A 12,592-nucleotide genomic window follows, 5' to 3' on the forward strand; every position below is an offset into this window, starting at 1 on the left:
TGGGGAAAATCAACCGATCGACGGACGCCGGCTGCAGAGCGGGCCTTTATATAGAACTGCCCTTTAAACGAGGGATGAGGACGGGAATTTAGCGTCGGCTGCGGGTTGCATTGCGCGAGTAAATTTTGCGTCTGCGCTTCGTTTAAGGGGAGCGGCTAATTCGGGTCGTCTTGTCGAGTTGGAGTCAGCGTGATTATTTCCAGACCCCTGTGCGGTTTTGTGTTTGCAGGTCTTTCTTTCGCGGTGATATTGCCTGCCCAGGCCCTGGTTGCCGCTGATCATCAGGCTGCCCGTGCCGAAATCCGGCGTACCGGTTTTGGCGTGCCGCATATCGTCGCCGCCAATGAGCGCGGTCTGGGTTACGGCATCGGTTATGCGTATGCGCAGGACAACCTGTGCCTGCTGGCCAACGAAGTTGTGACCGTCAACGGCGAGCGATCACGCTATTTCGGGCCGGACAAGGCGACCCTTGAGCAACGCAGCAACATGGCCAGCGACCTGCTGTTCAAGTGGCTCAACACGCCTGAGGCACTGGCTGATTTCTGGAAAGCCCAGCCGCCCGAGATTCGCCAGTTGATGCAGGGCTATGTCGCCGGCTACAACCGCTCGCTGGGTGAGCAGAAGGCCAAGGGTCTGCCGCAGCCTTGCGCAGCCGATTGGGTTCGACCGATCAGTACCGATGATTTGCTGCGCCTGACTCGCCGCTTGCTGGTCGAGGGCGGCGTAGGGCAGTTCACTGAGGCACTGGCGGGTGCCAAACCGCCTTCTGCGCAAAAGCCATTGCAGGTTGATAGCCAGCAGGTTCAGGCGCTGCAATTGGCCGCTGTGCGCAACCAGCGCTTTGCCCTGGAGCGTGGCAGCAATGCCGTTGCAGTAGGGCACGAGCTGTCCGCCAATGGGCGCGGCATGCTGTTGGCCAACCCGCATTTTCCATGGGGCGGCGGCATGCGTTTCTATCAAATGCACCTGACCATTCCTGGCAAGCTCGACGTGATGGGCGCCGCATTGCCGGGCCTGCCGCTGATCAATATCGGTTTCAACCGGCATCTGGCCTGGAGCCATACCGTCGACACGTCGAAACACTTCACCTTGCATCGCTTGCAGCTCGACCCGAAAGACTCGACCCGTTACCTGCTGGATGGAAAATCCATCGCTATGGGCCAGCAGCAAGTCAGCGTCGAGATGAAGCAGCCGGACGGTAGCCTCAAGGCTGTGCCGCGCATCATTTATTCCTCGAAGTTCGGCCCGGTGGTGCAGTGGCCGGGCAAGCTGGACTGGGATGACAAGTTCGCCTTCAGCCTGCGTGACGCCAACCTGGAAAACGACCGTGTGTTACAGCAGTGGTATTCGATGGACAAGGCTGACAGCCTCAAGGCGTTTCAGGATTCGGTGCACAAGATTCAGGGCATTCCGTGGGTCAATACCCTGGCGGTCGATGCCAAGGGGCAGGCGCTGTACATGAACCTCTCGGTAGTACCGAACGTGGACGCCGCCAAGCTCGCCAAGTGCAGTGACCCGCGTATCGGCACCGAGCTGATCGTGCTCGACGGCTCGCGCAGTGAATGTAACTGGGACATATCCGCGGAGGCGGCTCAGGCGGGTATTTATCCGTCCTCACGCCAGCCGCAACTGTTGCGTAGCGACTTTGTGCAGCATTCCAATGACTCTGCCTGGATGGTCAATCCCGCGGCACCACTGAAGGGATTTTCGCCGTTGATCAGCCAGGACGGTCAGCCACTCGGTCAGCGTGCGCGCTTTGCGCTGGATCGGCTGGGCAGCCTGCAACAGGCTGGCAAGGTCAGCGCCGAGAATCTGCAAGCGATGGTCATGGACAACGAGGTGTATCAGGCCGGGCAAGTGCTGCCGGATCTGTTGAAGTTCTGTGCTTCGGAGCTGGGTGATGATGTAGCGCGTCTGACGCCGTTGTGCGCCGCCTTGAAAGCCTGGGACGGACGCGCTGATCTGAACAGTGGCATCGGGTTCGTGTACTTCCAGCGGATCATGACATCCATGCAAGGCGTTGCCTCGCGCTGGCGCGTGGTGTTCGACCCGCAGAACCCGACCCACACGCCAAGCGGGCTGGCCATTGAAAACCCTCGGGTTGCCAGCGCACTGCGCGCCGCCATGCTTGCGGCGGTTGATGAGGTGGCCAAGGCCGGTCTTTCGCCCGAGAGTAAATGGGGCGACATTCAGGTCTCCAGCCTCAGCGGCAAACCCATTCCGATTCATGGTGGCCCGGCCGGGCTCGGCATCTACAACGCCATGCAGACCATCGCTGGCAAGGACGGCAAGCGTGAGGTGGTCAGCGGCACCAGTTATCTGCAGGTCGTGACGTTTGATGAGCAGGGGCCCAGAGCGCAAGGTCTGCTGGCATTTTCTGAATCGAGCAACCCGCAGTCGGCCCACTCAAGTGACCAGACCGAGGCGTTTTCGAAAAAGCAGTGGAGTGAGTTGCCGTTCACCGAACAGCAAATCAAGGCTGATCCAGCGTATCAGGTGCAGGTGATCAGCGAGGAGGGCAGCCGCTGAACATGGCAGGAGAAGCGTTTGGGCCGGGCGGCCCAAATGCGCTTGCCTGTCGGGATTAGCCGCCGGGCGTATCGATATCGGCGTCAACACCCTGGGTAGGCTGATGATTGCGTAGATCTTCGGTTTTTTCCTCTGGCTCATGGTCGGGCACGTAAGCACTGTCGCCGGATGACTGGCTTTGGCTTTGGCTTTGGCCTTGAGACTGAGACTGGCTGGGAGCAGGGCTTTGGCCCTGATTCTGGCCTCCACCTTTTTCCGTCTCTGGTTCTACGTCCGCAACCTGTGGCTCGATGGCCGGGTCGTTGCGGTCTGCGCCCTGGTCAGCGGGCGTATGGTGGCCCGGTGGCTGTTCTTTCTGACGTTGCGGTTCGATGGACATGCGTACCTCGATATCTGTTTCAGAAAATGGTCTGACAGGGTTTCGAAAGGTAGCCATATGGATCGTTCGATTCAGTTGCCGAACGGTGCTGAAGGAGGGTGATGCAGGATTGGGTGTTGTGTGAGGCTACGGGAGGTGCGATGTTCGCGAAGGGGGCCGTACAGTTGCATGAGATGCATTGAACGGAATATAGCCTTCGCGAACAGGTTCGCTACAGAAGATATAGGCAGCGCGGTTACAGCACTTTCTTGATTGCGTCGCACACGGCATCAATATTCTTCTGGTTCAGCGCCGCCACGCAGATACGCCCCGTATCCAGCGCGTAGATGCCGAATTCGCTGCGCAGGCGTTGTGCCTGTGCGGCGGTCAGGCCGGAATAGGAGAACATGCCGCACTGACGGCCGACAAAGCTGAAGTCCTGACCTGCCGGGTTATCGGCCAGGCGCTCGACCATGGCTTTGCGCATGCCTTGAATGCGCACGCGCATCTCGCCAAGTTCTTCTTCCCACAGGGCGCGCAGTGCCGGGTCGTTGAGCACCGCAGCGGAAATGATCGCACCGTGGGTCGGCGGGTTGGAGTAGTTGGTGCGGATCACGCGCTTGACCTGCGACAGAACGCGGGCAGTTTCTTCTTTCGATTCGGTAATGATCGACAGCGCGCCCACACGTTCGCCATACAGCGACAGCGACTTGGAAAACGAGCTGGAGGCGAAGAAGGTCAGGCCCGACTCGGCGAACAGGCGCACAGCCAGTGCATCTTCCTGAATGCCTTGACCGAAGCCCTGGTACGCCATGTCCAGAAACGGTACATGGCCCTTGGCCTTTACCACTTCCAGCACTTTTTTCCAGTCATCCAGGCTCAGATCGACGCCAGTCGGGTTGTGGCAGCAGGCGTGCAGCACGACGATCGAGTTGTTCGGCAGGTTCTGCAGGTCTTCAAGCATGCCGGCGCGGTTCACGTCGTGGGTGGCTGCGTCGTAATAACGGTAGTTCTGCACCGGGAAACCTGCGGTTTCGAACAGTGCGCGGTGGTTTTCCCAGCTTGGGTCGCTGATCGCTACCACTGCGTTGGGCAGCAGCTGCTTGAGGAAGTCGGCACCGATCTTCAAGGCACCTGTGCCGCCGACCGATTGAGTGGTCAGCACACGGCCTGAAGCGATCAGCGGTGAATCAGCTCCCAGCAGCAGTTTTTGCACGGCCTGGTCATAAGCGGCAATGCCGTCGATCGGCAGGTAACCGCGCGGCGCGTGCTGGGCGACACGGATCTTTTCAGCTTCAGCCACGGCACGCAGCAGAGGAATGCGCCCCTCTTCATCACAGTAGACGCCTACGCCTGGTGGTGCGGGTGTCAGCGTTGAAGGCTTCGTTGATACCCAGGATCGGATCGCGGGGTGCCATTTCGACAGCGGAGAACAGGCTCATTGTGCGGCGGCTCTTGATGAAGAGTGGGTAGGGATGCACGCTGCGGCTGAATGCGCCAAAGCGGTGCACAAACAGGGCTTAGTATAGAGAGCATCCCCTCGCCGGGCGACAGGTCGGGGCGGCTTTTTTCGAGGTTATGTGCATATTTTCAGAACGTTCGTCCCGTTCGAGCCTCAATGCTTTAAGTGCGTGACTTGAAAGGCCAGCATATGGCTCCATCTAGTAAGCATCATTTCAAGACATCGCACGCCTTTTCCCGGCGGGACCGGGCGTTGGCGATGATTTCGTCATGGCCTGTCAGTCCATTCAGGTGAGGCGAGCCCTTTGCGCGATCCCGTCGCGTACGAATCAAGTCGCGTATGAACCAAGAGGTAGGATATGTCCGAGTTCCAGCTCGTTACCCGTTTTGAGCCAGCCGGCGATCAGCCCGAGGCCATTCGCCAACTGGTCGAAGGGATCGACGCAGGGCTCGCGCACCAGACCTTGCTGGGGGTGACCGGCTCGGGCAAGACGTTCAGCATCGCCAACGTGATCTCTCAGGTGAAGCGCCCGACGCTGGTCCTGGCACCGAACAAGACCCTGGCCGCGCAGTTGTATGGCGAATTCAAGGCGTTCTTCCCGAACAACGCCGTGGAATATTTCGTTTCCTATTACGACTACTACCAGCCCGAGGCCTATGTGCCGTCGTCTGACACCTTCATCGAGAAGGATGCGTCGATCAACGACCACATCGAGCAGATGCGCCTGTCTGCAACCAAGGCGCTGCTGGAGCGTAAGGACGCGATCATCGTCACCACGGTGTCGTGCATCTACGGCCTGGGCAGCCCGGAAACCTATCTGCGCATGGTCATGCACATCGACCGTGGCGACAAACTGGACCAGCGCGCCCTGTTGCGACGACTGGCCGACCTGCAATACACCCGCAACGACATGGACTTCGCCCGTGCGACGTTCAGGGTGCGTGGCGATGTCATCGACATCTACCCGGCCGAATCCGATCTGGAGGCGATCCGCGTCGAGCTGTTCGATGATGAGGTCGAAAGCCTGTCGGCGTTCGATCCGCTGACCGGTGAGGTGATCCGCAAGCTGCCGCGCTTCACGTTCTACCCCAAGAGCCATTACGTTACCCCGCGCGAGACGCTGATCGAGGCAATGGAAGGGATCAAGGTCGAGTTGCAGGAGCGTCTTGAATACCTGCGCACTCAGAACAAGCTCGTGGAAGCCCAGCGTCTGGAGCAACGGACCCGCTTCGATTTGGAGATGATGCTGGAGCTGGGCTACTGCAACGGTATCGAAAACTACTCGCGCTACCTGTCGGGCCGTCCGTCCGGTGCGCCGCCTCCGACCCTGTTCGACTACCTGCCTGCCGATGCCTTGCTGGTGATCGACGAGTCTCACGTCAGCGTGCCGCAGGTCGGCGCGATGTACAAAGGCGACCGCTCACGCAAGGAAACCCTGGTTGAGTACGGGTTTCGTTTGCCATCGGCGCTGGATAACCGGCCCATGCGCTTTGACGAGTGGGAAGCGATCAGCCCGCAGACCATTTTTGTCTCGGCGACGCCGGGCAACTATGAAGCGGAACACGCGGGACGTGTCGTCGAGCAGGTAGTACGCCCGACTGGTCTGGTGGACCCACAGATCGAGATTCGCCCGGCGCTGACCCAGGTCGACGACCTGTTGTCGGAAATCCACAAACGTACGGCGCTGGAAGAGCGGGTGCTGGTCACCACGCTGACCAAGCGCATGTCAGAGGATTTGACCGATTACCTCAGCGACCACGGGGTGCGAGTGCGTTACCTGCACTCGGACATCGATACAGTTGAACGTGTCGAGATCATCCGCGACCTGCGTCTGGGTACCTTCGATGTGTTGGTGGGGATCAACCTGCTGCGCGAGGGCCTGGACATGCCGGAAGTGTCGCTGGTTGCGATTCTCGATGCCGACAAGGAAGGTTTCCTGCGTTCCGACCGTTCGCTGATTCAGACCATCGGTCGGGCTGCGCGTAACCTCAATGGCCGGGCGATCCTGTACGCCGATCGCATCACTGGTTCCATGGAGCGCGCCATTGGCGAAACCGAACGGCGCCGCGATAAACAGCTCGCCTTTAACCTTGAGCACGGCATTACCCCAAAAGGCGTGTTCAAGGACGTTGCAGACATCATGGAAGGTGCCACGGTACCCGGCTCGCGCAGCAAGAAGCGCAAGGGCATGGCCAAGGCCGCCGAAGAAAACGCTCGCTACGAAAACGAACTGCGCTCGCCGAGCGAGATCAACAAGCGCATTCGTCAACTGGAAGAAAAAATGTACCAGTTGGCCCGCGACCTGGAGTTCGAAGCCGCCGCGCAGATGCGCGACGAGATCGGCAAGTTGCGGGAGCGGTTGCTGGCGGTTTGATTTGTGTGCTGGATACGCAACTGACCACAGTGCCAATGCTCTGGCACTTTGTTAGTGACGCTTTGCGCCCTATCTATGCTACAGCACAACATCCACGCTTTACGCGTAGCCGTTGCCAACGCAGTGCTTTTCAACCGCGATGGCACAGACGACGCAAATTGCGACCTTAGTGACGGCTGAGTCCTGGCGCTGATCCGGGGGGTAGCCTGGCAGGACGCCAGGCTAGCCGCACCGGGCCATGGATGGCCCGTTGCGGCGACCCACGGATCAGTGACAGGGCGAAGGAACCCGACGAAGTCGGGCCGGAAACAGGAGCGGGGACTTTGCCTACTTTGGTCCCTCAAAGTAGGGCGCCGTAAGGGCGCAAAGGTGGCCTGAGCCGAACCCCGACCCAACTGACATCGCAGAACCGCTGTGTGACGCGGAGCGTCACGAACTGCATTCCCACGCGGAGCGTGCGGAACGATAGGTGTTCCGGCGATTACCTTTCACGCTGGAGCCGCATGCCCCCAGCCTGTTAACATTCCGCGCTTGATTGACCTATTTCGGGATTTTCCATGACCACCGTTCGTACCCGCATCGCGCCATCGCCCACGGGCGACCCTCACGTCGGCACGGCCTACATTGCGCTGTTCAACTACTGCTTTGCCAAACAGCATGGCGGCGAGTTCATTCTGCGCATTGAAGACACCGATCAACTGCGCTCGACCCGCGAGTCCGAACAGCAGATCTTCGACGCACTGCGCTGGCTGGGTATCGAATGGAGCGAAGGGCCGGATGTCGGTGGTCCACACGGCCCGTATCGTCAAAGCGAGCGGGGCGATATCTACCAGAAATACGCGCAGCAACTGGTCGAGCTGGGTCACGCCTTCCCGTGTTTCTGCACCGCCGAAGAGCTGGACGAGATGCGCGCCGAGCAACAGGCCAAGGGTGAAACCCCGCGCTATGACGGTCGCGCCTTGCTGCTCTCCAAGGAAGAAGTGCAACGCCGTCTGGACGCTGGCGAGCCCCACGTGATTCGCATGAAAGTGCCGACCGAAGGCGTCTGCGTCGTGCCGGACATGCTGCGCGGCGAAGTCGAAATCCCGTGGGACCGCATGGATATGCAGGTCCTGATGAAGACCGACGGTCTGCCGACCTACTTTCTCGCCAACGTGGTCGATGACCACCTGATGGGCATCACCCACGTACTGCGCGGCGAAGAATGGCTGCCATCGGCACCCAAACTGATCCTGCTTTACGAGTACTTTGGCTGGGACAAGCCACAGCTGTGCTACATGCCGCTGCTGCGTAACCCGGACAAGAGCAAGCTGTCCAAGCGCAAGAACCCGACCTCGGTGACCTTCTACGAGCGCATGGGCTTCATGCCTGAAGCCATGCTCAACTACCTGGGCCGCATGGGCTGGTCGATGCCGGACGAGCGCGAGAAGTTCTCGTTGCAGGAAATGGTCGACAATTTCGACCTGTCGCGTGTCTCGCTGGGCGGGCCGATCTTCGATATCGAAAAACTGTCCTGGCTCAATGGTCAGTGGTTGCGTGATCTGCCGGTCGAGGAGTTTGCCAGCCGGTTGAAAACGTGGGCACTGAACCCCGACTACATGATGAAGATCGCACCGCACGTGCAGGGCAGGGTAGAGACCTTCAGTCAGGTCGCTCCGCTGGCCGGTTTCTTCTTCGCCGGTGGCGTTACGCCCGATGTGAAGCTGTTCGAGCACAAGAAGCTGTCCCCGGAGCAGGTCCGTCAGGTGATGCAGTTGATTCTGTGGAAGCTGGAGTCGCTGCGTCAGTGGGAGAAGGACCGGATCATGGGCTGCATCCAGGCCGTCGTCGAGCACCTCGAGCTCAAGCTGCGTGACGCCATGCCCCTGATGTTTGCGGCGATTACCGGCCAGGCCAACTCGGTCTCGGTGACCGATGCGATGGAGATCCTCGGTCCGGACCTGACCCGCTTCCGCCTGCGTCAGGCCCTGGATTTGTTGGGTGGTGTTTCGAAGAAAGAAAACAAGGAATGGGAAAAGCTGCTGGGCTCCATCGCCTGAGGCGTTCCCTGTTCCTGTCAGACGCCCCCGGTTTTCCGGGGGTTTAAAGGTAAGTGGTTGTATTACCGACAAAAAAGTTTGGAAAATGTAAAAAATAAATTTGACAGCTCTGTCACTCACGCTTAATATGCGCCCCGTCCACTGATGTGGGGCTTTAGCTCAGCTGGGAGAGCGCCTGCATGGCATGCAGGAGGTCAGCGGTTCGATCCCGCTAAGCTCCACCAAATTTAGCGTTTCAGAGCGCTGCTACACTGCTCTGAAACGATGTGAAACAAGCGGATCCAGCGACCGTTTGTTTTATAAGAAGGTTTTGTCCCCTTCGTCTAGTGGCCTAGGACACCGCCCTTTCACGGCGGTAACAGGGGTTCGAGTCCCCTAGGGGACGCCAGTTTCACCGAGTGATACTTCAACGTTGATCTCCGCCGCGAGGCGATAAATCCGGGGCTTTAGCTCAGCTGGGAGAGCGCCTGCATGGCATGCAGGAGGTCAGCGGTTCGATCCCGCTAAGCTCCACCAAATTCGCCAGGGTTCATCGTTCGATGAACCTGACTGAAGGTTTTGCGTCCCCTTCGTCTAGTGGCCTAGGACACCGCCCTTTCACGGCGGTAACAGGGGTTCGAGTCCCCTAGGGGACGCCACGATTTCCCGCTCTGCGGGACCAAGGGTCATTCGATTATTGAATGGCCCTTTTGTTTTTTCAGGGTTTGAAAAATCGCCCTTCCTGCCTCTATTTATTCCCACAGGTATGTGTTCAGCCTGCAATTGCGGTTTCAGCTCTTTTATCCGGGCTTATTCAGGCGTGTGTATAACACTGAGCGCTGGAGCGTGAGGAATGTACAGGTCCTTTCGCGAACAAGTTCGCTCCCACGGCCTTCGGCCAGAATCAAAAGCAGACGCGCCACTATCCTGACTTCGCTACACTCCCGCTTATCACATTCACTCAAGCAGGAGCACGCATGGTCTGGGATCGGGCAACGCCTTTCGTCATTGATCTGAACGTCGGCGCTGAAGACATCGACGGGCTGGGGCACGCCAATAATGCCGTGTACGTCTCCTGGCTGGAGCGCTGCGCCTGGCGGCATTCGCAGTATCTGGGCCTGGACCTGACCGAGTACCGGCGTCTGGACCGGGCCATGGCGGTGGTCAGACACGAGATCGACTACCTGGCCAGTGCCTATGAGAACGATGAACTGCAACTGGCGACCTGGATCGTCGATTGGGATCGCCGCCTGAAAATGACCCGTTGCTTTCAGCTCAAGCGACCCGCCGACAACCTGACGTTGCTGCGCGCGCAAACCACCTTTGTCTGCATCGAACTGTCCAGCGGTCGGCCCAAGCGCATGCCCGCCGAGTTCATCGAGGGCTATGGCGCAGCCATCCCTGACGGCACCGTTCCCAATCCGCACGCCGGGCAGTAAACTGCCGGACTTTTTTTCGAGTGTGACCCATGCAAATTGCTCTGGCGCCCATGGAGGGGTTGGTCGACGACATCCTGCGCGATGCCCTGACGAAAGTAGGTGGTATCGACTGGTGCGTGACCGAATTCATCCGGGTGTCCGAGCGTTTGATGCCTGCGCCCTACTTTTACAAATACGCTTCGGAATTCCACAAAGGCGCGAAGACCGACGCAGGTACGCCTTTGCGGCTCCAGCTGTTGGGCTCCGACCCAGTGTGTCTGGCCGAGAACGCCGCGTTCGCCTGTGAGTTGGGCGCACCGGTATTGGACCTGAACTTCGGTTGTCCGGCCAAGACTGTCAATCGCTCCCGTGGTGGCGCAATCCTGCTCAAAGAGCCGGAACTGCTGCACTCGATCGTCAGCCAGGTACGCCGTGCCGTGCCCAGACATATTCCTGTAACAGCCAAGATGCGTCTGGGTTACGAAAACACCGATGGCGCGCTGGATTGCGCGCGGGCGTTGGCCGACGGCGGAGCAGAGCAAATAGTCGTTCACGCACGCACCAAGGTCGACGGTTACAAGCCGCCCGCGCACTGGGAGTGGATTGCACGCATTCAGGAGGTGGTGAAGGTCCCCGTGGTGGCCAACGGTGAAATCTGGACCGTTGACGATTGGCGTCGTTGCCGGGAAATATGCGGCGCACGCGACATCATGATTGGTCGCGGGCTGGTGGCGCGCCCTGATCTGGCCCGGCAGATAGCTGCGGCACAGAAGGGTGAAGAGGTCGTGCCGATGACCTGGGATGAGTTGCAGCCCATGCTGCGCGCTTTCTGGCAGGCCTGTCTGATCAAGATGACGCTCATTCAGGCGCCGGGTCGTCTCAAGCAATGGTTGGTGCTACTGACCAAGAGCTACCCTGAGGCGACCCTGATGTTCAATGCGCTACGCCGCGAAACCGACTGTGATCGCATCGGCGTGATGCTGGTGAACCGCCCCGGGTTTCTCGGAGACTCCAACCTTTGAGAGGATGGAGCGATGAAAAAACTACCGAAGTATTCCCCAGAGGTCCGTGAGCGGGCCATCAGGATGGTTTTCGAACACCTTCCTGAGTACGAGTCGCAGTGGGCCACCATCAGTGCCATTGCCCCCAAGATCGGCTGCACGCCCGAGACATTACGGCTGTGGGTTCGCCAATCTGAGCGCAACAGCGGCCAGCGTGATGGGCTGAGCACAGTCGAACGTGAGCGAGTCAAGCTCTTGGAGCGTGAGAACCGTCAGTTGCGTCAAGCTAACGAGATCTTGCGTAAGGCCTCAGCCTATTTTGCCCAGGCGGAGCTCGACCGCCCATTCAAACGATGAAGACGTTTATTGATGAAAACCGCCAGTCTTACGGGGTCGAGCCGATTTGCAAGGTGTTGCCAATCGCCCCGTCGACGTACTACCGGTACGCTGCTCAGCAGGCTGACCCCAGCCAGCAGTCAGCGCGTGCGCAGCGTGACCAGGAACTGGGTGAGCACATCCAGCGAGTCTGGGATGAGCACTTCCAGGTATATGGCGTGCGCAAGGTCTGGCGACAATTGCTGCGTGACGGACTGCAAGTCGCCCGCTGTACGGTGCAACGTCTGATGGGAGAGCTGGGCCTGCAAGGCGTGGTACGCGGCAAGCCCGTCAAGACGACGGTCAGCGACCAAGCCAGGCCGTGCCCGCAGGATCATGTCAACCGTCAGTTTGTGGCTGAGTGCCCGAACGCCCTATGGGTATCGGACTTTACCTACGTCAGTACCTGGCAGGGTTTTGTTTACGTGGCCTTCATCATTGATGTCTTTGCCCGATTCATCGTCGGTTGGAAGGTGTCCAGTTCAGCGCGTACCGATTTTGTACTCGATGCACTGGAGCAAGCCCTTTACGCCCGTCGCCCAGTCAAGCAGGGTGGACTCATTCACCACAGTGACCGTGGCGTGCAGTACGTGTCCATTCGCTATACCGAGCGTCTTGTCGAAGCCGGTATTGAGCCATCGGTCGGGAGTGTCGGTGACTCTTACGACAATGCTTTGGCTGAGACCATCAATGGTCTTTACAAGGCTGAAGTGATTCATCGACGCTCTTGGCCCACACGGGGGGCGGTGGAGCTGGAAACCCTGAAATGGGTGGACTGGTTCAATCACCGCCGCCTGCTGGAGCCAATCGGTCATATTCCACCGGTCGAAGCAGAAGCAATCTATTATCAGCAACTCACCGAGTCTGCCCAGGTGGCATGACTCAAACAAAAGGGTCTCCGAGAAACCCGGGGCGGTTCACTGGGCTGTCTGCCTGGATGCTTACCCGAAAGCTAACCCCGACGAACGGTCGAAAAAAACCTGAAAAAAGTCTCTTGAAAAGTGAATGGGTATCCCTATTTTGCTGATCAAGCGATGCCGAAAACGGGTCGCGTACA

At 59.1% G+C, this 12,592-nt stretch carries 7 protein-coding genes, 4 tRNA genes, 1 pseudogene and 1 other annotated feature; of the genes and pseudogenes, 10 read left to right on the top strand and 2 right to left on the bottom strand.

The genetic code is table 11. The annotated features are described in order from the left end of the window. The first annotated feature begins 189 nt into the window (after window positions 1-189). The gene (gene pvdQ / locus AC4ANE_RS10970) at window positions 190-2,529 is read left to right on the top strand and encodes a bifunctional acylase PvdQ (RefSeq protein ID WP_044423753.1); all 2,340 of its coding nucleotides are present in this window, start codon (window positions 190-192) and stop codon (window positions 2,527-2,529) included. A gap of 55 nt (window positions 2,530-2,584) precedes the next feature. Here pvdQ and AC4ANE_RS10975 read toward each other — a convergent pair whose 3' ends face one another. Together AC4ANE_RS10975 and AC4ANE_RS10980 are read right to left on the bottom strand one after the other, a co-directional pair. After that, window positions 2,585-2,908, bottom strand: coding sequence for a hypothetical protein (locus AC4ANE_RS10975; protein WP_002552945.1), 324 nt, complete (start codon window positions 2,906-2,908; stop codon window positions 2,585-2,587). Between the two features lie 235 nt (window positions 2,909-3,143). Continuing rightward, window positions 3,144-4,329 (bottom strand): annotated as a pseudogene (locus tag AC4ANE_RS10980) (amino acid aminotransferase). A 378-nt stretch (window positions 4,330-4,707) separates the two neighbouring features. On the opposite strand from AC4ANE_RS10980, the gene uvrB reads away from it, so the two are divergent. From uvrB to AC4ANE_RS11025, 9 genes are all read left to right on the top strand, one after another. After that, window positions 4,708-6,723, top strand: coding sequence for an excinuclease ABC subunit UvrB (uvrB, locus tag AC4ANE_RS10985; protein ID WP_002552947.1), 2,016 nt, complete (start codon window positions 4,708-4,710; stop codon window positions 6,721-6,723). Between the two features lie 557 nt (window positions 6,724-7,280). After that, entirely contained in the window at window positions 7,281-8,762 is a 1,482-nt protein-coding gene (gene gltX / locus AC4ANE_RS10990; protein ID WP_005734390.1) for a glutamate--tRNA ligase, read from the top strand. Window positions 8,763-8,910: 148 nt separating this feature from the next. Continuing rightward, window positions 8,911-8,986 (top strand) — tRNA-Ala (locus tag AC4ANE_RS10995). 88 nt (window positions 8,987-9,074) lie between these two features. Further along, window positions 9,075-9,150: transfer RNA gene (locus AC4ANE_RS11000), tRNA-Glu, on the top strand. Between the two features lie 52 nt (window positions 9,151-9,202). Next, window positions 9,203-9,278, top strand: a tRNA-Ala gene (locus tag AC4ANE_RS11005). A gap of 46 nt (window positions 9,279-9,324) precedes the next feature. Then, window positions 9,325-9,400: transfer RNA gene (locus AC4ANE_RS11010), tRNA-Glu, on the top strand. 318 nt (window positions 9,401-9,718) lie between these two features. Next, window positions 9,719-10,180, top strand: a complete 462-nt coding sequence (locus tag AC4ANE_RS11015) for an acyl-CoA thioesterase (protein ID WP_004658990.1) — start codon at window positions 9,719-9,721, stop codon at window positions 10,178-10,180. Window positions 10,181-10,209: 29 nt separating this feature from the next. Further along, window positions 10,210-11,181 carry a tRNA dihydrouridine synthase gene (locus tag AC4ANE_RS11020; RefSeq protein ID WP_460408921.1) on the top strand — a complete coding sequence of 324 codons (972 nt, stop codon included), beginning with the start codon at window positions 10,210-10,212 and terminating at the stop codon, window positions 11,179-11,181. Window positions 11,182-11,193: 12 nt separating this feature from the next. Next, window positions 11,194-12,416 (top strand): IS3-like element IS51 family transposase gene (locus AC4ANE_RS11025; protein WP_095178853.1). Its coding sequence is split into 2 segments (ribosomal slippage): window positions 11,194-11,479 and window positions 11,479-12,416, totalling 1,224 coding nucleotides; the frame shifts between segments, so codons are not numbered across the junction. After that, window positions 11,472-11,588, top strand: a sequence feature (AL1L pseudoknot). Its footprint overlaps the gene before it by 117 nt. Window positions 12,417-12,592: the final 176 nt, after the last annotated feature.

This window comes from Pseudomonas sp. Pme6b (assembly GCF_058129925.1).

Bases quoted from the DNA above. Each gene is read 5' to 3' on its own strand.
- AC4ANE_RS10975 (WP_002552945.1), bottom strand. From the start codon at position 2,908: ATGTCCATCGAACCGCAACGTCAGAAAGAACAGCCACCGGGCCACCAT.
- AC4ANE_RS11015 (WP_004658990.1), top strand. From the start codon at position 9,719: ATGGTCTGGGATCGGGCAACGCCTTTCGTCATTGATCTGAACGTCGGC.
- uvrB (WP_002552947.1), top strand. From the start codon at position 4,708: ATGTCCGAGTTCCAGCTCGTTACCCGTTTTGAGCCAGCCGGCGATCAG.
- AC4ANE_RS11020 (WP_460408921.1), top strand. From the start codon at position 10,210: ATGCAAATTGCTCTGGCGCCCATGGAGGGGTTGGTCGACGACATCCTG.
- gltX (WP_005734390.1), top strand. From the start codon at position 7,281: ATGACCACCGTTCGTACCCGCATCGCGCCATCGCCCACGGGCGACCCT.